This is a genomic window from Pedobacter quisquiliarum, from assembly GCF_014642175.1.
Classification (GTDB): domain Bacteria; phylum Bacteroidota; class Bacteroidia; order Sphingobacteriales; family Sphingobacteriaceae; genus Pedobacter; species Pedobacter quisquiliarum.
This window is the reverse complement of the sequence record NZ_BMIL01000010.1, coordinates 49,770-71,442: the sequence shown is the minus strand read 5'-3', so window position 1 is coordinate 71,442 and position 21,673 is coordinate 49,770. Positions and strand designations below refer to the sequence as shown.

22 protein-coding genes are annotated in these 21,673 nt (G+C 44.2%); 3 read left to right on the top strand and 19 right to left on the bottom strand.

Going from position 1 to position 21,673, the window contains the following annotated elements:
• The first annotated feature begins 5 nt into the window (after positions 1-5).
• Positions 6-1,496 carry a sigma 54-interacting transcriptional regulator gene (locus IEW69_RS14335; protein WP_188627565.1) on the top strand — a complete coding sequence of 497 codons (1,491 nt, stop codon included), beginning with the start codon at positions 6-8 and terminating at the stop codon, positions 1,494-1,496.
• 1 nt (position 1,497) lies between these two features.
• Positions 1,498-2,742 carry a metallophosphoesterase gene (locus IEW69_RS14330; RefSeq protein ID WP_188627564.1) on the top strand — a complete coding sequence of 415 codons (1,245 nt, stop codon included), beginning with the start codon at positions 1,498-1,500 and terminating at the stop codon, positions 2,740-2,742.
• On the opposite strand, the gene IEW69_RS14325 is transcribed toward IEW69_RS14330, so the two are convergent.
• Genes IEW69_RS14325 through IEW69_RS14315 form a run of 3 tightly spaced genes read right to left on the bottom strand, consistent with a single transcriptional unit; the run spans position 2,739 to position 7,004 of the window.
• A complete protein-coding gene (locus IEW69_RS14325; RefSeq protein ID WP_188627563.1) occupies positions 2,739-3,428 on the bottom strand; it encodes a response regulator transcription factor in 690 nt (229 codons plus the stop codon). The two genes, IEW69_RS14330 and IEW69_RS14325, sit on opposite strands and share 4 nt — an antisense overlap.
• A gap of 4 nt (positions 3,429-3,432) precedes the next feature.
• Positions 3,433-5,100, bottom strand: coding sequence for a sensor histidine kinase (locus IEW69_RS14320; RefSeq protein ID WP_188627562.1), 1,668 nt, complete (start codon positions 5,098-5,100; stop codon positions 3,433-3,435).
• Positions 5,101-5,111: 11 nt separating this feature from the next.
• Positions 5,112-7,004 (bottom strand): S9 family peptidase, encoded by a 1,893-nt coding sequence (locus IEW69_RS14315; RefSeq protein ID WP_188627561.1) that lies wholly within the window; start codon positions 7,002-7,004, stop codon positions 5,112-5,114.
• 209 nt (positions 7,005-7,213) lie between these two features.
• On the opposite strand from IEW69_RS14315, the gene IEW69_RS14310 reads away from it, so the two are divergent.
• Positions 7,214-7,516: a DUF4286 family protein gene (locus IEW69_RS14310; RefSeq protein ID WP_188627560.1), complete on the top strand. Its 303-nt coding sequence runs from the start codon at positions 7,214-7,216 to the stop codon at positions 7,514-7,516.
• A 95-nt stretch (positions 7,517-7,611) separates the two neighbouring features.
• Here the strand turns inward: IEW69_RS14310 and IEW69_RS14305 are convergent, their stop codons facing one another.
• The 16 genes from IEW69_RS14305 to nrfD form a co-directional block, all read right to left on the bottom strand.
• The gene (locus IEW69_RS14305; RefSeq protein WP_188627559.1) at positions 7,612-8,454 is read right to left on the bottom strand and encodes an OmpA/MotB family protein; all 843 of its coding nucleotides are present in this window, start codon (positions 8,452-8,454) and stop codon (positions 7,612-7,614) included.
• Between the two features lie 101 nt (positions 8,455-8,555).
• A complete protein-coding gene (locus IEW69_RS14300; RefSeq protein WP_229663630.1) occupies positions 8,556-9,260 on the bottom strand; it encodes a DUF2461 domain-containing protein in 705 nt (234 codons plus the stop codon).
• A complete protein-coding gene (locus tag IEW69_RS14295) occupies positions 9,215-9,466 on the bottom strand; it encodes a CAMCR motif-containing small membrane protein (protein WP_229663629.1) in 252 nt (83 codons plus the stop codon). The genes IEW69_RS14300 and IEW69_RS14295 overlap by 46 nt, the downstream gene beginning before the upstream one ends.
• A gap of 91 nt (positions 9,467-9,557) precedes the next feature.
• Positions 9,558-10,130 (bottom strand): DUF420 domain-containing protein, encoded by a 573-nt coding sequence (locus tag IEW69_RS14290; protein ID WP_188627558.1) that lies wholly within the window; start codon positions 10,128-10,130, stop codon positions 9,558-9,560.
• Between the two features lie 15 nt (positions 10,131-10,145).
• Entirely contained in the window at positions 10,146-10,853 is a 708-nt protein-coding gene (locus IEW69_RS14285; protein WP_188627557.1) for an SCO family protein, read from the bottom strand.
• Positions 10,853-11,209, bottom strand: coding sequence for a cytochrome C oxidase subunit IV family protein (locus IEW69_RS14280; protein ID WP_188627556.1), 357 nt, complete (start codon positions 11,207-11,209; stop codon positions 10,853-10,855). The genes IEW69_RS14285 and IEW69_RS14280 overlap by 1 nt, the downstream gene beginning before the upstream one ends.
• 13 nt (positions 11,210-11,222) lie before the next feature.
• Complete coding sequence (locus IEW69_RS14275) at positions 11,223-11,930, bottom strand: cytochrome c oxidase subunit 3 (RefSeq protein WP_188627555.1); 708 nt, start codon at positions 11,928-11,930, stop codon at positions 11,223-11,225.
• 30 nt (positions 11,931-11,960) lie between these two features.
• Positions 11,961-12,539 carry a cytochrome c oxidase subunit 3 gene (locus IEW69_RS14270; protein ID WP_188627554.1) on the bottom strand — a complete coding sequence of 193 codons (579 nt, stop codon included), beginning with the start codon at positions 12,537-12,539 and terminating at the stop codon, positions 11,961-11,963.
• A 3-nt stretch (positions 12,540-12,542) separates the two neighbouring features.
• A complete protein-coding gene (gene cyoE / locus IEW69_RS14265) occupies positions 12,543-13,445 on the bottom strand; it encodes a heme o synthase (RefSeq protein WP_188627553.1) in 903 nt (300 codons plus the stop codon).
• An 11-nt stretch (positions 13,446-13,456) separates the two neighbouring features.
• Positions 13,457-14,515, bottom strand: coding sequence for a COX15/CtaA family protein (locus tag IEW69_RS14260; RefSeq protein ID WP_188627552.1), 1,059 nt, complete (start codon positions 14,513-14,515; stop codon positions 13,457-13,459).
• 87 nt (positions 14,516-14,602) lie between these two features.
• Positions 14,603-16,498: a cytochrome c oxidase subunit I gene (locus tag IEW69_RS14255; RefSeq protein ID WP_188627551.1), complete on the bottom strand. Its 1,896-nt coding sequence runs from the start codon at positions 16,496-16,498 to the stop codon at positions 14,603-14,605.
• A 19-nt stretch (positions 16,499-16,517) separates the two neighbouring features.
• On the bottom strand, positions 16,518-17,786 hold the full coding sequence (locus IEW69_RS14250; protein ID WP_188627550.1) for a cytochrome c oxidase subunit II: 1,269 nt from the start codon (positions 17,784-17,786) through the stop codon (positions 16,518-16,520).
• 63 nt (positions 17,787-17,849) lie between these two features.
• Entirely contained in the window at positions 17,850-19,064 is a 1,215-nt protein-coding gene (locus tag IEW69_RS14245) for a quinol:cytochrome C oxidoreductase (RefSeq protein ID WP_188627549.1), read from the bottom strand.
• A gap of 22 nt (positions 19,065-19,086) precedes the next feature.
• Complete coding sequence (locus IEW69_RS14240; protein ID WP_308420593.1) at positions 19,087-19,668, bottom strand: c-type cytochrome; 582 nt, start codon at positions 19,666-19,668, stop codon at positions 19,087-19,089.
• The gene (locus IEW69_RS14235; protein ID WP_188627547.1) at positions 19,661-20,197 is read right to left on the bottom strand and encodes a DUF3341 domain-containing protein; all 537 of its coding nucleotides are present in this window, start codon (positions 20,195-20,197) and stop codon (positions 19,661-19,663) included. Before IEW69_RS14235 ends, IEW69_RS14240 begins: the two co-directional genes overlap by 8 nt.
• A 2-nt stretch (positions 20,198-20,199) precedes the next feature.
• A complete protein-coding gene (gene nrfD / locus IEW69_RS14230; RefSeq protein ID WP_188627546.1) occupies positions 20,200-21,672 on the bottom strand; it encodes an NrfD/PsrC family molybdoenzyme membrane anchor subunit in 1,473 nt (490 codons plus the stop codon).
• Between the last annotated feature and the right edge of the window lies 1 nt (position 21,673).

The window sequence follows — 21,673 nt, the reverse complement described above, 5'->3', positions numbered from 1 at the left end:
ACCACATGAATCACGAATCTATAACAACGCTCGGCCAGTTGAAGGCCACAAACTACCAATCGCGCTCGGTCAAAGATGAATTACGCAAGAACCTGATCACACAGCTGCAGAATAAAGAAGTCGGCTTTGAAGGCGTTCTGGGCTATGATGAAACCGTTATTCCAGAACTACAGACAGCAATTTTATCGCGCCACAACATCCTGTTGCTGGGTTTACGCGGACAAGCAAAAACACGTATTGCGCGTCTGATGGTGAACCTGCTTGATGAATATATCCCTTATGTAAGTGGTAGCGAGATCTACGACGATCCCTTGAATCCTATATCACTATATGCACGCGACCTGATCGCGGAAAAGGGTGATGACACCCCGATTGAGTGGCAACACCGCTCGGATCGTTATACAGAAAAGCTGGCGACGCCGGATGTTACCGTTGCCGATTTGATCGGTGATGTGGATCCGATTAAGGCTGCAACACTTAAGCTTACCTATAACGATGAACGCGTTATCCACTTTGGATTAATCCCGCGCGCGCACCGTAGCATCTTCGTGATCAATGAATTACCGGATTTACAAGCAAGAATTCAGGTGGCCTTGTTTAACATGCTACAGGAAAAAGACATCCAGATCAGGGGCTTTAAGTTGCGCCTGCCACTTGATGTACAGTTTGTATTTACCGCCAACCCGGAAGATTATACCAACAGGGGTTCGATTGTAACGCCTTTGAAGGATAGGATCGAAAGTCAGATTCTGACCCACTATCCGAAAAGCATTGCGATCTCCAGAAAGATCACTTTCCAGGAAGCGAAGTTAACGCCGGAGCAGCGCCTGATTGAAGTTGATGGCTTATTGAAGGACCTGGTAGAACAGGTAGCCTTTGAGGCACGTCGCAGTGAATTCATCGATCAGAAATCCGGTGTATCGGCAAGGTTAACCATTTCTGCTTATGAAAATCTGGTGAGCACGGCTGAGCGCCGCATGTTGATCAGTCATGAGAAGAGCACCTTTGCGCGTATATCTGACTTCACCGGCATCATTCCGGCAGTAACCGGAAAAATCGAGCTGGTTTATGAAGGCGAGTTGGAAGGTCCGGCAAACGTAGCAAATACGCTGATCGGGAAATCCATCCGTACCTTGTTTACGCGCTACTTCCCAGATCCGGAGAAAGCCAAAAAGAGCAAGAAAGTGAATCCATACGCGCCGATTTCGGAGTGGTTCTCTGAAGGTGGCACCTGCGACCTGTCCGATGTTTTAACGACGGCGCAGTATAAAAGAGAGTTGATGAAGGTGAACGGGCTTCAGGATCTTGTAAAAACCTTACATCCGAAGCTTAGTGCAAACCAGACGCTGTTGATGATGGAGTTTGTTTTACACGGCTTAGCGGAATACTCGCAGTTGAATAAGGATTTCCTTGCGAATGGCTTCGGATTTTCAGACATGTTCGATAGCCTGTTCAACGTGGATATGGATGATGATGAAGATTTAGATTTCAAATAATATGGGGAGAATAGCTGTACTCATCCCCCTGTGTTTACTTCTGATTGCGTTTGACTTTTACTTCTACAAGGCGGTGCTTTCCGTTTTCAAGAACTGGAAGCCCAGTACCCGTAAGATCTTCGGCATCGCATGGTGGACATACAGTCTGCTGTTGATTGCAGGGGTATTTGCCGGGATATTCTTGAACTTGTTCCTTACTTTACGCGCAATCATTTTGGTGGCCTTCTTTCTAACCTGCGGAAGCAAGTTTGTGATGCTGCCTTTCCTGCTGGTAGATGATCTGCGCAGATCTGTGATTAAGATTTTTCGCAGGAAGCAGGCATCTGGTCCGCGTGAACCGTTGCCAGGGGATGCGATTCCACGTTCTGAATTCCTGGTTAAGGCGGGGCTTGTTGCCGCTGCTGTACCATTAACCTCATTGAGCTGGGGCATTGTTTCTGGCGCATACGACTACCAGGTGCGCCGCCGAGATTTGTATTTACCGAACTTACCGAAGGCATTTGACGGCATGACTCTGGGTCAGATCACCGATGTGCACTCCGGTAGTTTCTACAATAAAAAAGCGGTAAACGGCGGGATTGATATGCTGCTCGGCGAAAAGCCGGACATGATCTTCTTTACCGGCGACCTGGTGAACGATATGGCTTCGGAAATGCGCGATTATCAGGATAGCTTTTCAAGAATAAAAGCGCCGTTGGGGGTATACTCTTGCTTGGGTAACCATGATTATGGCGATTACCACTTTGGTAAAGGTGCCTCCCCCGCAAAGGCTAAAAACCTTCAGGATGTAATTAAAACACATGAACTGATGGGCTGGGATCTGCTGATGAATGAAAACCGCAGGATTAAAGTTGACGGAGAAGAGATCGGTGTTCTGGGTATTGAGAACTGGGGTATGGGCCGCTTTCCAAAGTATGGCCGCATGGATCTGGCGGTAAAGGACACGGACGACTTGCCGGTAAAACTCCTGCTTTCGCATGATCCTTCCCACTGGCGGAATCAGGTGCTCACAGAATATCCGCAGATTGACGCGATGTTTAGCGGGCACACGCATGGTATGCAGTTCGGTGTACGTACGGAGAACATGCAGTGGAGCCCCGTGCAATACATTTATAAAGAATGGGCGGGATTGTATCAGGAAAACAATCAGCAGCTGTACGTGAACGTAGGCTATGGTTTTCTTGGCTATCCCGGCAGAGTTGGTATTCTGCCGGAGATTACCATCTTCACTTTAAAAAGAGCTTAGGCGCCGTTAAAACGGTAGCCTACGCCCCTTACAGTTAACAGGAGCTGCGGATTATCCGGGTTCAGCTCAATCTTCTTCCGGAGCCTTACGATGTGCATATCCAGGGTACGGGTGTTTACATCAGAATTGTAACCCCAAACTTCCAGCATCAGCGCATCGCGATTGATAACCTTGTTCGGGTTCCGGAGGAAGTATAACAAAATCCTGTTTTCCAGGATTGTCAGTTCAATCTTTTTACCCTGACGGTACAAGGTGTGGATGTTTGGATGATGCTCCATATCACCAAAACGGTGGATTTCTGAGCGATCATTATTAATCAGGAACTTCACTTTGCTTTCCAGCATGGCAACAAGCACATCCATATTGAATGGCTTACTTACATAATCTGAAACCCCGAAGTTGTAAGCGTCAATTTTATCCACATCCTGCGCTTTGGCCGTCATCATGATGATCAAGCCTTCAAAGCCCTGCTGACGTACACTTTCACATACTTCAGAACCCTGCTTGCCAGGAAGCATCCAGTCTAACAACACAATATCCGGTTTTTCGGTCAGGATGGTTCTTTCAGCAGTTTCCCCATCACCAACTTCCAGTACGTCATAGCCTTCAGCTTTTAAGCGGTGAACGACTAAGAAACGCAGGTTTTCATCATCTTCAACTATAAGTATTTTAACCCCTTTAGACATGTTATTATTCGTTATATGGTAGTATAATTTTAAACTCTGTACCCTTGTTGACTTTGCTTTTTACGCTGATCTCCCCTTTCATCAAAGTGATCAGTTCTTTGCAGAACGCCAACCCCAGCCCTACGCTTCCATTTTGATTATACTGGTTCTGGACGCGGTAAAACTTTTTAAAGATATTATTTATTTCCGGAGCAGGAATACCAATTCCCTTATCCGTGAAGCGGAACACGATTTTGCCCTTAATATGTCTGGCACTTACATGCAGATACTTCTGGTCTGGAGAAGAATACTTATAAGCGTTCTCCGCAAGATTGTCGAACAGGCTTCCTAGTAACACCGGGTCGGTGGTAAAGTTCTTAAAACCACTTACTTCGTAGGTAAAATGGAAGTCCGGGTGTTTTAGCTGATGGGACTCTATGGTACTTTCGATGAAATCGACGATGTTCACCTTTTCCTGGTTCAGCTGAATGGCTTTGTTTTCGATCTGGGTAAAGGCTAATAACTTGTTCATCAAACCATTTAGCTTGTCCGCTTCTTCGTCGAGAATACGTCCGTACATCTTCTGTTCCCGCTCTGTGAGTGCCGCGGCGCTCCTGATGTTATTTCCGGCGATCTTGATTACGCTCACCGGTGTTTTAAACTCGTGGGTAAGGTTGTTCACAAAATCGTATTGCAGCTTATAGAGCTTCTGGTTGATGTTCAGGTTGCGGTAAATAAGGAAACCGACAAGCACCAGGACGCCATAGAAGACCATGAGGACGATTGCAATCGGCAGGAAGTACCGGAATATGGCTTTGTCGACAAAGGACTGTGCGGAGATGAAGTACAGCTTGTAGTCTGAAAAGGGCCCTGGTAGTGTGATTTCTGTGGTCACGAACTGCGAGGAGGTATCCAGTGGATCGTAGGTTAGCGGTTCAATCCGGATGTTCTGGTAAAGCTTGGGGTTGGCATTGATGATCTTGATCTTGCTGGGATCCAGGTAAAAAGTCAGCATGTCCTGCTGGTAAACCGGGGATGTGCTGAGCTTGCGTTGCATCATCTGCTTGTAGACTTTCAGGTCTTCGAACCGCGGGATGTTCAGGTAGGTGATTTTGTTGGAGCGTACCACACTGAAGTTGCTGAAAAGTTCATCTGCAGTAGGCGCTCTGGCGGTATCTAGGTTCTCGATGTAGTTGATGAGCTTAATGCCGAGCGTGTTGAACTCATCGCCGCGCATGGCTGTTGAAGGATCGTTTTTAGCGAACAACTTCACCGAATCCATCGGTACGAGGCTGCCGAATTGGTACACGTACTTGGGACCCATGGTAAAATGGCCGATGTTCAGACCATCACGAACGGGAATGGTGGATACTTCGGTGTCGTAAAAGACAACGCGGGATACGAAGGGATACTGCAGCAAAAGCGTATCTACAAATCTGGATGTGGTTGCCGAATCCAGGTACCCGTTGTAGTAAGAAACTTCCGGAAGCTTATTCTGAAAAAACTCGTTGTATGGCGTAATACTGGCTTCGAGCACATTCACCTTCTCGGAGACAAACTCGTTTTCGATGAACTTTTTACTGAAGTTGTACGCGAGGAACAAAGACAGCACGAAGAAAACAGAGATCAGAATAAGAAAGGTTATGATCAGTGAAAAGTTCTTACGATAGCCGCTGTTCTTATCTGCAGTCATTTAGCGCTAAGCTATTTCTTTTTCAGGTTGATATCAAGGAATTGTTCCAAAGCCAGGTACATTTGCTGCCTGCTTTGTTCATTGCCAACTGGGGAAGTCTCATTGCCCTTTTCTAAATAGGTGATGTTGACCTTCCGCTTCTTCAATTCCTTTACGAACTGCACCACTTCTCCGGAGTTAATTCTCGGGTCGTTAGTGCTTTGGGCCACGAATACCGGCACATTGAACTTTTCGGAGTGGAACACCGGTGAAACCTGACGCATGTACTCAACATCTGTTACCGGATTGCCGACGATGGTATAGTACATCTGAAGGTTGGATTTCAGGTAGGGCGGTATGGACTTCAGGTAGCTGAACAGGTTGATGACGCCGGAGTTTGATGCGGCACAGGCATACATGCCCGGGCTGGAGAAGATGCTGTTGAGCGCGATGTATCCGCCAAGGCCGGTACCATAGATGGCCACGCGCTTAGGATCTGCTATTTTCTGCGAAATCAGCCATTTCACGCCATCATTGATGTCGTTGTTGATCTTACCGCCCCACTGCTTGTAGCCGGCGGTCATGAATGCTTTTCCGTAGCCCGATGAACCACGATAGTTGATCTGGAATACCGCATAGCCCCTATTGGCCAAAAGCTGCACTTCCGGGTTATAGCCCCAGGTGTTGCGGCTTCCCGGACCGTTATGTGGCAGCACCACAACGGGCAAGTCTTTAGGCGACTTGTTTAAAGGTAAAGTTAGGTAGCCATTGATCTTTAAACCATCACGTGAAGTGAAAGATATCGGCTTCATCTCCGCCAAATCCTGCTCTTTTAAAGAGGAGTTGAAATCGCTAAGCTTCTTGATCTGGCCTTTATTTGCAAAATACAAGTAGTAGGATCCTGGGTTTTTATCTGTGAAGGTTCTTACGATGAACAGGTTTTCGTCCTTATCACGATCGAAAATGCGGTATTCCGTGCCAGGCAACAGCTTATCAAGCTTATTGTAGAAGGCTTTAACGGTATCATCAAGATAGAATTTCTCTTTTTTCCAGGTTTCACAGATCACAAAGCCCATCCGTTTCTTGCTTCTGGAGTACTGTGCATCTACAACATTGAGTGTATCATTTGCGAAAAGCACTTTGGTTTCCTTGCCGGTTTTACAGTCGAGCTCCACGAGTGCGTTCTTGTCGCGGTTCATGTTGGAGATTGCGTAAATTACATTCGGGTTTGTTTCTGAGAAGGATATTGGCTTAATGGTGGTTGTGAAGCTGTTGGTCTGAATGGCCGTGAAAGGCTGACTCTCGTTTTCGCGGTAAAGCAGCTTTTCGTTCACGCCATCGCTGGAGATCGCCAGGCGGAGCTGTCCTTTAGTGTCCGTGATCCAGTCGGTGATGTTGCCCGGGTTCTTAACCGCCATCTCCATTTTGCCGTCACGCACGTTAAGGCGGTAAACGTCGAAAACGGTAGAATCACGCTTATTGGAAGATACCAGGAGGTATTTGTTATCGATCAGTTGATCTTTCAGTACCCGTAGGCGACTTTTCTCATTTTCGTTAAGCTGACGTTCGTTGCCGCCCGTTTTGTCGATAATGTATACGGAAGATTGCTTGTTTTTGTCCTGACTTTCCTTGTAATAAATAAGTTCGTTGTCACTCACCCAGGAGTAGTACCCGATGACATGATCATCCAGCTTGGTGATCTGGGTCGCTTTGCCGCTTTCCAGGCTTTCAATAAAGAGCTCTTGTTTCTTGTTGATAAGCTTTAAATAGGACAAGTTTTTACCATCCGGGGAGATGGCAAATGCAACCCGCTCCTGCGATTTAAAGAAATCGTTCACAGGAATTAATCGCCCGGACTGTTGCTTACAGGCAAAGCACAGGGTAACGAGCAGGCAGATTAGTAAAACGTTGAATTTAGTCCTCATTAATAGATCAAAAGTACGGAACACCATAAACCATTGCTGCTATACACCAACATTGTTACCTGTTGAAGCAACGGCAGTTTTTCAAAATAAAGATATTTATGTCAACTTCATGGGCGTTTACGGTAACATTTAAAATACCATGACCATGGATATTCTTCAGGATATAATTCTGCAAGGCTTTATCTGCACTTATAATTTTATCTTTGTGCATGCTATTATATAACATCACCATCATACTTGAAGAAACTGCTGCCAACGAGTGGCTGACCTGGATGCAGGGGGTACAGATACCCATGCTTATGGACACCGGGAAGTTCGTTTCAAACCGCCTGCTGAAAGTTGTGGATTCGCCTAATGAAGGGGTGACCTACTGCTTGCAGTTCGTGCTTGATAATAAAGCAAACTATGACAGCTACCAGTCAGAATATGGATCGGTGCTGCAGGATGAATTAAATACCAGGTTCAAAAACCGCCACGTGTCGTTCCAGACTTTGATGGAATACGTGGATTGATATTAAAGAAAAAGGTGAGCTTTTGGGCTCACCTTTTTTGTTGTTATGCTTTTTCTGGAATGCTGGTTTATTTAATCTATTCCAGCGCCATGTGATTATTGTTTGATCAGATCGTATAGCTCATCCAATTTTGGAGATAGCACGATCTCGATTCTACGGTTTCTGCTTCTGCCATCTGCCGAGGCATTAGACTCCAATGGTTGGAACTCCCCTTTTCCGGTTGCGGTCATTCTTACACTCTCTACCTTTCCGGTTTCCGTTAGGAAACGTACCACTGACGTAGATCTTAACACGCTCAAATCCCAGTTATCTTTAATCTGACCCAGGTTATTTACCTTCTGCGTGTCGGTATGACCTTCAACGGCGATGTTGATTTCCGGCTGTTCTTTAAGTACTGCCGCAAGCTGGGTCAGTGCCTGGCGACCTTTTTCATCGATAATGATACTGCCTGATGGGAAAAGGAGTTTATCCGTCAGGGAAACATATACTTTGCCGTTTTTGATCTCTACCGTTAAGCCGCTCTTGGTGAAGCCAAGCAGTGCCTGTTGTAGTTTTTCTTTCAGCTGGTTGGTCGCTTCGTCGCGTTTGCGCAATACTTCTTCAACCTCTTTCAGGCGCTGTTCGCGCTTCTTAAGGTCTGTAGACAACTTACTGATCTCGGTTGAGCTATTGTTACGCAGTTTGGTGTATTTATCGTCCATATCTGCGTAGCGCTCCCGTAGGTCGGAAAGTTTACCGTTCAGGTCTGCAGTGTCTTTGCGCAATTTGGAGATTCTGTTTTCAAGGCTCTCATTGCTCAACTGTGCGCCGGAAAGTCCGGTGTTTAGCGAATCTTGTCTGGCGAGAAGTCGTTTATATTCTTTATTGGACATCACCTTGCATGCACTGAATGCGCTGCAAAACAAAAGAACGGCTAAAAGCGTACTAATTTTTCTCATCTGAATTTTTTAGGCCTGAACGGCTGGTTATTGAATATGATCCGTGCTGTGCATGGTCTGAGTTGCGCTGCTGAAAGTTGCATTGTGCAACAAACCTGACCTTAACTCGCGACGGCGGTTCTCAAAAATAGCATAAATGGATAAATTTGCCGAAAAGCGTCATGTATTTTTTCGGTGATATCCGCTTTGAAGAAAGCTTTATCTGCGATGGGGTAAATTGCCGTCAGGCTTTTCAGCTTTAATACTTCAATCAGTGGATGATCTATAGGGTAGCCTTTCGGAGCCTTCTTGAGGGTGTCTGTTTTGTCCAACTTAAAAATCGAAGTGAACGCTTCATCATTTATGATGGCACTGAATTCATCTTGATTGTAATCTATCTCCTCACGGATCTTCTTCAGGTCTTCCGCACCGGGCATCCAGTAACCTGCAGCGAAGAAGCAATTCCCCGGGGCCAGGTTGATGTAGTAGCCTGGCTCATTGCCATTCCGCCCGATCAGGGAAAAGTAGATGCCAAAGTTGTTTTTATAAGGGCGTTTGTCTTTGCTGAAGCGGATGTCGCGATAGATACGAAGCAAGTGCTTCTTCGCAGGATTTCCTTTCGGGAAGGCTGGATCCACAGACTCCAGGATGGGGATTAGCGCAGTGATAAATTCCAGGACATCAGCTTTCGCTGTTTCATAGCGGTCTTTATGCGCAGCAAACCAGTTACGATCGTTATTTTCGGAGAGCTCCTTTAAAAAGTTAAGCGTTTCCGGACGGATCATAATGGGCTGTTCGTATGTGGTTCTTTGTATTTGCGGTACCATAGGAAGCCAATGCCGCCCATAAGCAGAAATGGTGCTGCAAGCAGGCTTAATACGCCAGCATTGATGCCTTTGGTCTGAGAATTCCCATGCTCTACCCCTTGCTCTGCGTTAATGGAGCACATGGCACATTGGGCATTGCTAACAGACAGGTTTAAAGTCGTCAAGCTGAAAACCAAAAGTACAAGCAGCATAGCTTTTTTCATCATGATAGAATGATTGTTAACAGGTTCAATAGGTTGAGGATGCACAGGGCTTCCTGTTACAACAACAAATATACGTACTAAACGATTGTAGAAATTAAAAATTGTAGTAAGGTGAGATCATCAGGTAAACCAGCACACCAGAAACAGCTACATATAACCAAACCGGATACGACCACCTAACGATCTTACGATGCTTTTCAATCTGCATGTTGAGCCCACGATAGAAACTTACCAGAATAAGCGGTAAAACAACGATGGCAAGTAGAATATGGGTCAACAGGATGAAGTAGTACACATAGCGGATGGCGCCTACAGCTGCCGCTTCCGTAGCAGACAAGATGCCATCATGATCAACATCACCAAACTTGGTGTCTTTCACATAAAGGTGGAACAAGATGTAGAACACCAGAAAGATCGCAGATAGTACAAAGGTGATGATGTTGGTGACTTTATGCGCCTGGATATTCTTACGGCGAACAAAGATCAGCGATAGTACAAGGAGCACGGCACAGGTAGCGTTTATACCACCGATGAGGTGAGGCAACACATAAAGAAAAGAAGGAACGGTTGCCGGTGGTGGAACCAATTTCAAAGCAACGACCACGATCAATACAACCGCGGTTACAATCCACACCAGTTTTAAGAATAATTTGTCTGTTAAATTCATTGTTGAGTTTAGCTGTTATCTGCCGTCTTTCATGTTGCGGAGCTCTTCCGTGATCAGCACCCGGATCTCCTCGTCAAGTTTCGTTAGCGCAAGTTGACTTGTCGCTTCATAGTACCCTCTAATGCGGCGTTGGGTATCAAGGAGCACAAACATGTTGCTGTAGATGAACTTTGGTTGTCCATTCTCCATCACCTTGTGTGCATCCACAAATAGTTGTTTATTAATCAGGTCGAATACTGCTGTACTATCTCCCGTGAGCAGGTCCCACTTGCCGGCTTTAGCGCCAATTGCTGCTGCATATCCTTTCAGGACTGGAGGCTTATCAAATGTTGGATCAATGCTCAGGCTTGCGAAGCGTAGAATTTCGTTATCGCCATAATTCGCCAGGTAGGCTTTTACCGCCTTATTGGTGAAATCGACACCGTAGGTGTTCCCCTTGGTATGAAAAAGGCTCAGTACGATGATCTTCCCTTTCAAATCATCAAGTGCAACAGCTTCACCCGCTTGATTCTGCAGCTGGTAATTCTGAACCTGATGATAGATGGTATCCGGAATTGCGCGTCCCCGAACGTTGTGCGTCGTGCTGGCGACGATCTTAGGCCCGAAAAAAGGAAGCGGCTTGTAGCGGTTCTTACCTTTCTCCTGTAGTAAATAATACAAAAATCCTGGTACCGCTAATATGGTTACCAGGATTAAGATCTTCTTTATGGGAAATAATTTCATTATTGGAATGGCATATGCAATTGCAGGTAACCGCCTTCAATTAACATGAGCACAATGAAATAGACTATAAAAACGAATGTTACCGTAAGCGACAACTGGAGACCTAATTTCTCATACTTAAGGTGCATGAAATAGGCAACAATATAAAAAGCTTTCAAGATGGTTAACAAGATGTAAATGATGTTACCAACCATGTGGGACATATAGCCATGTGGCAATACCCAAAGGGCGATAAAGAACTCGATAACGGTGATCAGAAGTAAGATCCCGAATACCTGCCATATTTTTTTCTTGGTTAGACCCTCATGCTCGCCGTGAGCATGGCCATCAGTAGTATGTATGTGTTGTTCGGACATGATAATGTTTAGATTAGATTAGATAGAAGAATGTAAATACGAATACCCATACAAGGTCTACAAAGTGCCAGTACAAACCAACCTTTTCAACCATAAGGTAATGACCGCGTCTTTCAAATACACCTGCAATGGTCATACAAAGAATGATAACATTCAATACCACACCTGTGAAAACGTGGAAACCGTGGAAACCTGTGATGGTAAAGAATAGGTTAGAGAACTGTAGCGTAGCAACGGAAGATACCTCAGTGCTGAAGAAATGTTCTAAATGGTCTGCTGGTGGAATCTCTCCCCATCCAAAACCTTCGTGGAACAAGTGTGTCCATTCTAAGGCCTGACAGCCAAGGAACATAAATCCACCAACCACCGTTGCAATCATCCAGCCGATAACTTCTTTCTTAGCATTTCTATGTCCCGCTTCAACAGCAAGTACCATCGTTACCGAGCTCATGATCAGGATAAAGGTCATGATACCAACGAACACCAAGGGTGCACCGCTATCTGTTATACCAGGAATAGACTGGAATACCAAATCAGGATCAGGCCAGGTGAATTTTGAGAAACGTTGAGCACCATAGTAAACTAATAATGCGGAGAAAGTAAAGGCATCTGATAGTAAGAAAAACCACATCATTATTTTGCCGTACTCTACCGACCACGGTGAACGGCCACCGCTCCACGGAGTAGTTTTTACCTGATCTAATTGTGATAATGAATCCATTTTAAAGTTTGTAATAGTTTGTTAAAAAGTCTAACTGTTCAAAAGTAAAAAAACATACAGATATATCCATAATATATCTATAAAATGCCAGAATATGGAAGAAACCTCCATTCTGAACTGTAAACGCTCGGTTGCAATCTTTCCATAAGCCCCCAAAAGTGTACTCAGGATTAATAACAAACCAGCCAGAATATGCAGCAGGTGAATACCTGAAACAATGTAGATTATTGAAATTGCAGCATTGTTATTCACTAAGAATGCACCACTCTGATAAAGGCTTACCCAGGCTTCCACCTGTAAGTATCCGAAAACTACCCCAAGTAACAGCGTCGCCCAAAGGAATGTTTTCTGCTTTGCAAGCTCGCCGTTTCTAAAAGCACGAGCGGCCAGGAACAGGCAGATGCTGCTCACCAGCAAAACCCCAGTGCTGTACAGGAACATGTCTGGCAACACCAAACCATGACCCTTCGACTTCGAAGCTGCAAATACAATGTAATAACTCGTCCAACCTGCAAACATGATGGTGGAAGAGACAACAAACAACCAGATTATAAACTTCTTAGCTTTATAATTGGCGTTTGCTTCCTGATGATTGATTGATTGTACCATGTATTATTTTATTATGAAATCAAACATTAATGCCAGTTGTGCTACCGGCAAATAGATAAAAGAAGCGAACATAACCTTTCTTGCACTTTCCAGGTCTTGTTTAAGGAACAAACGCAATGCGGTATACATGAACCATAAGCCTATAGCAACGGAAATAATGGTTACATAGATGCCGCCAAATCCATAGAACGTTGGCATAAGACTTACCGGAATCAACAGCATCGTGCTCAACAAGACGATAAAAGCACTGATCTTATCACGCTTTGTTGTTGGCAGAAGCCTGAAGCCAGCTTTCTTGTAATCGTCGTCCAGTACCCAGGCAATGGCCCAGAAATGCGGGAACTGCCATACAAACTGGATCAGGAACAGAATCACGGCAACCTGATAATCAATAGGCAGAAAGTTCGTTGTGTGCCCCAATGCAGCTAAGTAACCAATAAGCGGTGGCAATGCCCCGGGTATAGCACCTACAAAAACCGCTATCGGCGATTTCCGCTTCATCGGCGTATATGCAAAGGCATAAAGCAAAATGGAGAATACCGAAAGTAAGCCAGTTTCAAGATTTAACTTGCCCAGCAACCAGGTACCAAACATTCCCATCAACAGACCAGATACCAGACCCTGACCAGTAGTCATTCTACCGGCAGGCATTGGACGGTCTTTGGTTCTGGTCATGAGTTTATCCAGATCCTTTTCGATAATTTCATTGAAGCAATTTGCCGCGCCGGTTACAAAGAAACCACCCACAATCAGGATCAACCAGTTTCCCCAGGCAATACCATCAATTTCTCCCCGCGCAACCTGCATCTTCGAGCCCATTAAAAAAGTAACGGAAGCTGAAAAAACAACAAGGAAAGTCAGTCTGAGCTTAATTAGTTTGGAGAAATCTGCGAAGAATTGTTTCAATGTATATAATGTTATTGATTGTAAGTATTCGCCCGGTAAACAAGCAGATACAAATAGTACTGTAATGTAAATAACGCTGTTGAAAACAGGATGTGCATCGCCTGAGCGAATGGCGGCAGCGCAAAGTTAGACAATAAAAAGCCAGTTACCATTTGAACAAGCAAAACAATTATAATTGAATTGCTAACTTTTATGGCTGTTGCTTTACCACCAAACTTATCCATCACAAACTTGTAAACCAGCACGCTTAGTACCGCCACCAGAATACCTAAATTTCTATGATTATGGAATAAGTCGCCTAGCCTGCTCACCCATTCATCCCTTCGCTGATAATCCAGGCTTTTGGAAATGAAATCCACTTGCTCCCGAACTTCCGTACCAATCACGATCTGATAAACGTTAACTGCAATAGCCACAAAGATCAGCACCTTAAGCCAGCCCACCTTCGCAATAACCACTACTGGTGCTTTCAGACGCTGCCTTGCGTAATCGTATGTGTATACCAAGATCGCCAGAAGTACCAGTGCGAGTAACATGTGTACCGTTACCACCCAAGCCAAAAGATTAGTAGAAACCACGATCGAACCCAACCAAGCCTGAAATACCACAACAATCAGGTTAATGATGCTGAGAACCAAAATACGTGTTGCTGTCTTTCTGTAGATGAATGCATAACCTGCAATTGCAAGTAATAGAACACCTGTAACCGCTCCTGTAAGACGGTTGATATATTCTGTCCAGGTCTTTGCCGCATTAAAGGACTCTGGTTGAACCAGGGTCTTATCTTCACGGATCTTCTTAGCAAGTTCTACCTTACCCAGCTTCTCCAGAGAACGCGCGAAGCGCTCGTTCTTTTTTACACGTTCTTCAATAAAATGGTGTTCGTAACCGAGCGGAAGCTGGTCTATAGAAGTCGGCGGAATGTACTGTCCAAAACACTTGGGCCAGTCGGGACAACCCATCCCAGAGCCAGTGCTTCGCACAATTCCCCCTGCAAGGATTAGCAGCAGTGTAAATAAAATCGTGAAGCCATTTAGTCTGACAAACCGCTGTTCAGATTTTGAGATCATGCTCAAAGTGGGGTTAAAAAATTGGGGTATCTATATGAGTATATACTCATGCAGATACCCCAATAATATGTTTAAAGACTATTTGTGTTAGTCAACTTTTTCGCGCTCAGCTTTTTCTTGCTTAGCCATCCATTCTTCCTGGATGCGCTCCGCTTCAGTGTTTCCATCAAAGTCATGCGGTACGTTAGAACTCATGGTTTGAGAGAAAGGAACCGTTTGCGGGATGAAATCCTCTTCAGCACCTGGCTTACTGTAGTCATATGGCCAACGGTAAACAGTTGGAATTTCTCCTGGCCAGTTACCATGTAGGTGTTCAACAGGTGTAGTCCACTCTAAAGTATTCGCACTCCAAGGATTTTGCGTAGTACGTTTTCCTTTGAAGATCGAATAGAAGAAGTTGAATAAGAAAGCAACTTGAGCCAATGCAGCTACAATTGCAGCCCAGGTCACCAATACGTTCACGGTAACCCATTTCTGCATGAATTCAAACTCCGTAAATGCATAGTAACGACGTGGTACACCATCAAGTCCTAAGAAGTGTAATGGGAAGAATACCAGGTACGCACAAGCGAAGGTAATCCAGAAGTGTAGGAACGCCAGTTTAGGGTTCATCATTCTGCCAAACATCTTAGGGAACCAGTGATAAACACCTGCAAGCATACCGAAGATTGCTGCAGAACCCATCACAAGGTGGAAGTGGGCAACTACGAAGTAAGTATTGTGTAAGTTAATATCCAGGGAAGCATTTCCTAAGAAAATACCAGTTAAACCACCAGAGATAAAGAAAGATACCATACCGATTGCGAACAACATCGCTGGCGTGAAACGGATGTTACCTCTCCAAAGCGTCGCCAGGTAGTTAAAGGTCTTAATCGCAGAAGGAACCGCAATAATCAGCGTGGTGATCATAAACACACCACCAAGTAGCGGGTTCATCCCAGTCACGAACATGTGGTGACCCCAAACGATGAACGATAGCACCATGATACCAATTAGTGAGTAAACCATCGCATGGTAACCGAAGATTGGTTTTCTGGAGTTTACAGAGATAACCTCAGAAGAGATACCCAAAGCTGGCATAATTACGATGTATACCTCAGGGTGACCAAGGAACCAGAATAAGTGTTGCCAAAGGATTGGAGAACCACCTTCATTCGGTAGTACTTGTGAACCAATAACGATATCTGAAAGGTAGAAACTTGTACCGAAACTTCTATCGAAGATTAAAAGCACAACACCAGCAACCAATACAGGAAAAGAAAGGATACCCAATACAGCTGTAAGGAATAAAGCCCAGATGGTTAATGGCATTTTCCAAAGGTCCATACCTTTAGTACGCATGTTTAGGATTGTAGAAACGTAGTTGATACCACCGATAAGCTGTGATGCTACGAACATAACCATACTAATCAACCACATGGTCATACCAGTACCAGAACCAGAGATGGTCTTAGGTAATGCAGATAGTGGTGGATAAATGGTCCATCCAGCACTTGCAGGACCTGTTTGAACGAAGAAAGAACCCATCATCACTAAACAAGCACCTAGGAACAACCAGTAAGATAACATGTTCATCAGTGGAGACGCCATATCGCGTGCACCAAGCTGCAAAGGAATAAGTAAGTTACTGAAAGTACCAGATAGTCCGGCGGTTAGTACAAAGAACACCATGATGGTACCGTGAATGGTCACCAGGGCGAGATAAAATTCGGGTTTAATTCTTCCGCCTTCAGCCCATTTGCCTAAGAACGTTTCCAACAATGGGAAACTTTGATCCGGCCAAGCCAATTGCAGACGGAACAGAATGGACAGGATCATCGCGATTACAGCCATGATGATACCGGTGATCAAAAACTGCTTGGCGATCATCTTGTGATCCTGACTGAAAACATACTTTGTTAAGAATGTTTCTTTGTGATGTTCATGGCCGTGAGCGTCATGTCCATCGTGTTTATGCGTATCGTGTAAAGTTATCGTTGACATAATATTACTATCCAGTATGTTAATTTAATTTGGCCAAATCCGTTTTTCTAACAGCACCGCTGTCTGTTCCAAGTGTATCCGGACCAGGACCAGGTGTTGCCTCAGGTGCTGGTGCAGGTGTAGTCGGCTCTGCAACCACAGGCAAGTTAAACTGCTTTCTCAAGTCGTTGTTGATGTAGGTAGGTTGTTTAACAACCCACTCCTCATATTCTTCCTGACTAACAACCCTAACGGTGCGTTGCATATTGTAGTGTCCTGAACCGCAGATTTGCGAGCAAAGCAATACATATTTGAATGCAGGATCATTGGTCTTAGCCTGCATGTCTGTTGTTGTAATTGTTGGCGTAAATTCGAAGTATGTCATCATACCCGGATTAGCCAGAATCTGCACACGGAAGTGTGGCATATAGAAACCGTGGATAACATCTTTTGAGTTGATCGCAAAACGTACTGGTTTATTTACCGGGATAACAATCTCCTCAGCGTTCTGATCATCAAGGGTGTTTTTATCCTTGAAGTCGATACCCAATGTATTCAGACCAGTAACCATTTTGTAGTTTTTCATACCTACAACACCATCCGCTCCAGGATATCTAACGTACCATGCAAACTGTTGTGCCGTAACTTCAATATTTAAAGGCTTGTTGTTCGGATCAACAACTTTGTAGAAAATCGATCTCCAGGTAATGAAACCCATAACCACCAATACCGATAGTACTAAAGCTGGAACGATTGTCCAGATCTTTTCGATGGTGTTGTTGTGTGGATAGAAATAAGCTCTTCTGTTTGCGTTGTATTTGTAGAAGAAAGAGAAAAGGAATAATACAATGTGTGTTCCGATGAAAACGATCGTGGTCAAAATCAAAGTGATGTTAAACATCTTGTCGATCTCGGCACCATCAACTGAAGCAGCTTCTGGCAGAATCATTTTTCCGTGAACCGTGTACTCCCAGTAAACACCATACAATCCAACGATCAGGAATAGCAGGAACAGCACGGCATTAACAGTATCCCAGTTAATACCTTCTGGTTTATCTTGTGCAGTACGGGTCAATTCATAAACACGTATTGCCTTTCCAACTATAGCTACAAATAAGCATAGCAACAAGAATAACAGGACATAGAATAACGCAGATTTATAAATAGGCTCCATGTCCACGGTTTTAGCCGTAGTTGCAGCAGCAGCGGCGGCTTCCTGTGCAAATACACTGGTGGTATTTACAAATGCAGTTAACATAACCGCCAGACCCGCAAATGTCTTTTTACTTATCAAATTTTTTAGACTCATTTTCTTAAAAGTAGTATGTTGTACTTCAAGTACTATAATATAATTATTCTTAAAATGAACACCTTACAAATGATGATTCAAACTCTCCTCTAAGAACGGGTGGTTCTTAGCGATCAACGGTTGCTTGCTTAAAGCACTTAAGACTGCAAAGGTAAACAATCCAACAAAACCAGCGGCTATACCTACTTCAATAAATCCAAAACCATTGTGGCTTTCTACAGATCCAGGCATGATCATTTGGTATAAATCTACCCAGTGTCCACAGATAATGATGATGGAAACGATTAGAAGCACGTTCTCGCTACGCTTGTTGTCTCTGTCCATTAACAAGAATACTGGCGCAAGGAAGTTCAAAAGAAGATTCAGGTAGAACCAGAATTTATAGTATTCAAGACGTTTGTAGAAGTAAACAGTCTCTTCCGGCATGTTTGCATAGTAGATCAGTAAGAACTGACAGAACCAGGTGTACGTCCAGAAGATAGAGAAACCGAAGATGAATTGTCCAAGGTTATGCAGGTGACTGTTGTTCAACCATGGCATGTAACCAGATTTCTTAAGTAAGATCAGGATCACGGCAATCGTTGCTAAGCAGGAAACCCACATAGAAGCGAAGTTGTACCAGCCAAACATGGTAGAGAACCAGTGTGCCTCAATAGACATGATCGTGTCAAAAGCAAAGATCGGTGTCGTAAACCCATAAAGTGCTAAGAAAACAACCGCATACTTGAAGTTCTTGTTGTAGTAGTTCAAACCACCTTCTAAATCTTCATTTACAGAGTTCTTAGCGAACATTACTGCGAAGAAGCTGTAGATCGCAAGGAAAAGAACCTCACGGAACATAAAGAATGGTACGTTCAGGAAGTCTGATTTACCAGCAATCAGTTTATCATAATGCTCAGAGCTCGGATCGGTAAGTCCTGGTGCATTCCAGTGATGGTATAAGTTATGGCTGTATAAACCGGCACCAATTACAAGTACCAATACAACAGCTGCTAAAGGCAGTGTTCTTGCCATTGCCTGCGGCACACGAAGAATCGATGCAGACCAACCTGCCTGTGCAACGTATTGCAAGGCTAAGAAGAAAGCACCCGACATACATACGAATGCGAAGTAGTAGGCCATTAATAACAGGTTTGCAAATGTCCTTTCATGAAGTTCATGATCGGAAAGACCATATCCAATTGCAGCCAATCCGATAACGATACCAATAATGCTTAACATTTTTGGTTTGCCCGTAAATTCGAACTGCTCAGTAAAATTATAATTATGAGTTCCCATTTATCTCTTGCTTTTCTATTATTTATTTTTGTTGTAATCTCTGAACCCACATTACCACTCTCCAACGCTCTTCAGGCGTAAGTTGCGAAGCATGTGAACCCATGTTATTTAAACCATACATAATGGTATGGTAGATTTTACCTGCAGGTAGGTCTTTCATCAGTCCACCTCTTGAAGATGCAGCATCACCGTGGTATGAAGGCACACCACTATACTTCTCAATCTTCACCAGGTGACCTTTTCCATCACCTTCCTCGCCATGGCAAGGGCCACAGAAAACGGTGTAGTATTTTTTACCAGACAAAAGGTTCTTATCATTTGCCTCTAAAGGATTTACAAGTTCACGGCCTGCCGCTTCGTATCCTTCTTTGGTATTTGCGTATTCGTATCTCACAAACCCGATAGGTTCCGTATTTGGAGGTGGCGTTTGCGCCGTCATACCATTCGCAAAGTTCTTGTTTGGCTTATCATAGTCAGGAGCCAGCGGATCATACATGTTTCTCGCGTACTCCAATCCGGTGCTTCGCTTGTTATCACATGAAGAAAGTGATGCAACAAAAGCTAGGGCAAAAAACGCGGCGTAAACTATCTTATTTTTATTCATAGCTAACATACTTTCTTTCGTTATATTTTATCTCTAAAGCGCCTGCTTCTTTTAATAAATTATCTATTTTACTGTGTTCCGGATTTTGTGCAGCATCAATCGCAATGACGAAACGATCATCTGTCGCTCTTAAGTCCATTACCCTTGGTGCTCTGCCCGGGAACATGTGTGAGGATGCATAGTAAGATCCAACCAAACCAAATGCACAAAACAAGATGGTCAACTCGAAAGTAATTGGAATAAAATCCGGTAATGCAAAGTGTGGCTTACCTCCGATATTTATTGGCCAGTCTACTGCTGCTGCGTAATAAACAAAAGACAGCATCGTGATTGTTCCCGTAATTCCGAAGAAGAATGCAGCGATATCCAACCTTGATCTTTTCACACCAAGTTTAGCTTCGATACCGTGAATCGGCATAGGCGTATACACATCATGTATCTTTATGTTGTTCTCCTGCAACTTCTCAATGCCATGCATCATCTCGTCCGGATCACCAAAACTGCCTAATATATATTTGATATTACCCATTGTTATAATTTTGCGTATTGTTCCTGTTTAACACTATCAAACTTCTCTAAAGAGTCTACGTACTCCGCAACATACTCCTTGCTCACATGACCTTCCTTAATCTGCTCCATTTTAGATTGCTCACTTGCTGTTTTCAGCAATAGTTTCACCTCTGCCATTGCTATAGAAGGCATAACACGTAAGAACAACAAGAACAAAGTGAAGAACAATCCAATCGATCCAACGAATACCGCTACGTCAACCCATGTTGGGTAGAACATCGCCCAGCTTGATGGAAGGTAGTCACGGTGTAGAGAGATTACGATAATTACGAAACGCTCGAACCACATACCGATGTTAACGATGATTGAAAGTACCCATGACAATGGAATGTTTGTTCTAACCTTTTTGAACCACATTAACTGCGTCATCAGGATGTTACAACCATACATCATACATGCTGCCCACCAGTAAGGACCGGTAAACCTGGTCATGAAAGTATACTGTTCGTATTCTACCTGAGAGTAGTAAGCGATGAAGAACTCCGTCAAGTATGCAACACCTACAATCGAACCTGTAACAAGGATAATCTTGTTCATCGACTCAATGTGGAACATGGTGATGTAGTTCTCAAGTCCTAATACTTTACGGGTGATCAGCAATAACGTCTGTACCATTGCAAAACCAGAGAAGATCGCTCCTGCTACGAAGTATGGAGGGAAGATCGTGGTGTGCCATCCTGGAATTACGGATGTTGCAAAGTCCATGGATACAATTGTGTGTACCGAAAGTACAAGTGGTGTAGCGATACCGGCAAGGATTAGCGAAACCGCCTCAAAACGTTGCCAGGTTTTTACGTTACCAGTCCATCCGAAAGAAAGTACAGAGTAAATTCTGCGTCTGAAACCTACCGCACGGTCACGGATGGTCGCGATATCCGGAAGTAAACCAGTGTACCAGAATAATAATGATACAGAGAAGTAAGTCGAGATCGCAAACATATCCCAAACCAGTGGTGAGTTAAAGTTTACCCATAGTGAACCAAACTGATTCGGTAATGGAAGTACCCAGTATGCTAACCATGGTCTACCCATGTGTGATACAACGTAAGTCGCCGCACAGATAACCGCGAAGATCGTCATCGCCTCTGCAGAACGGTTAATGGAGTTCCTCCAATTCTGGCGGAACAGCAATAGTACCGCAGAGATTAGTGTACCCGCGTGACCGATACCAACCCACCATACGAAACCGGTGATGTCCCATGCCCATCCTACTGTTTTGTTCAGACCCCAAGATCCGATACCATTCCAGAAAGTGTAGCTTACAGCAAACAGCCATAAACAAGCACCTAATGCTGAAACGATAAACCCTATCCACCATGCCTTGTTTGGCTTGTTCTCTACCGGTGATAAGATATCGTCTGTGATCTTCGCAAACGTGATATCATTACCGGTGATTAATGGCTCTCTTAATATTGATTCCTTATGTCCTGACATA

Coding starts and splice junctions, on each gene's coding strand:
- IEW69_RS14240 (WP_308420593.1), bottom strand. CDS start 19,668: ATGAATAAAAATAAGATAGTTTACGCCGCGTTTTTTGCCCTAGCTTTT.
- IEW69_RS14245 (WP_188627549.1), bottom strand. CDS start 19,064: ATGGGAACTCATAATTATAATTTTACTGAGCAGTTCGAATTTACGGGC.
- IEW69_RS14310 (WP_188627560.1), top strand. CDS start 7,214: ATGCTATTATATAACATCACCATCATACTTGAAGAAACTGCTGCCAAC.
- IEW69_RS14300 (WP_229663630.1), bottom strand. CDS start 9,260: ATGGTACCGCAAATACAAAGAACCACATACGAACAGCCCATTATGATC.
- IEW69_RS14250 (WP_188627550.1), bottom strand. CDS start 17,786: ATGAGTCTAAAAAATTTGATAAGTAAAAAGACATTTGCGGGTCTGGCG.
- IEW69_RS14330 (WP_188627564.1), top strand. CDS start 1,498: ATGGGGAGAATAGCTGTACTCATCCCCCTGTGTTTACTTCTGATTGCG.
- IEW69_RS14270 (WP_188627554.1), bottom strand. CDS start 12,539: ATGGTACAATCAATCAATCATCAGGAAGCAAACGCCAATTATAAAGCT.
- IEW69_RS14280 (WP_188627556.1), bottom strand. CDS start 11,209: ATGTCCGAACAACACATACATACTACTGATGGCCATGCTCACGGCGAG.
- IEW69_RS14335 (WP_188627565.1), top strand. CDS start 6: ATGAATCACGAATCTATAACAACGCTCGGCCAGTTGAAGGCCACAAAC.
- IEW69_RS14315 (WP_188627561.1), bottom strand. CDS start 7,004: ATGAGGACTAAATTCAACGTTTTACTAATCTGCCTGCTCGTTACCCTG.
- IEW69_RS14235 (WP_188627547.1), bottom strand. CDS start 20,197: ATGGGTAATATCAAATATATATTAGGCAGTTTTGGTGATCCGGACGAG.
- IEW69_RS14295 (WP_229663629.1), bottom strand. CDS start 9,466: ATGATGAAAAAAGCTATGCTGCTTGTACTTTTGGTTTTCAGCTTGACG.
- IEW69_RS14275 (WP_188627555.1), bottom strand. CDS start 11,930: ATGGATTCATTATCACAATTAGATCAGGTAAAAACTACTCCGTGGAGC.
- IEW69_RS14325 (WP_188627563.1), bottom strand. CDS start 3,428: ATGTCTAAAGGGGTTAAAATACTTATAGTTGAAGATGATGAAAACCTG.
- IEW69_RS14290 (WP_188627558.1), bottom strand. CDS start 10,130: ATGAATTTAACAGACAAATTATTCTTAAAACTGGTGTGGATTGTAACC.
- IEW69_RS14320 (WP_188627562.1), bottom strand. CDS start 5,100: ATGACTGCAGATAAGAACAGCGGCTATCGTAAGAACTTTTCACTGATC.
- nrfD (WP_188627546.1), bottom strand. CDS start 21,672: ATGTCAGGACATAAGGAATCAATATTAAGAGAGCCATTAATCACCGGT.
- IEW69_RS14260 (WP_188627552.1), bottom strand. CDS start 14,515: ATGATCTCAAAATCTGAACAGCGGTTTGTCAGACTAAATGGCTTCACG.
- IEW69_RS14305 (WP_188627559.1), bottom strand. CDS start 8,454: ATGAGAAAAATTAGTACGCTTTTAGCCGTTCTTTTGTTTTGCAGCGCA.
- IEW69_RS14255 (WP_188627551.1), bottom strand. CDS start 16,498: ATGTCAACGATAACTTTACACGATACGCATAAACACGATGGACATGAC.
- IEW69_RS14285 (WP_188627557.1), bottom strand. CDS start 10,853: ATGAAATTATTTCCCATAAAGAAGATCTTAATCCTGGTAACCATATTA.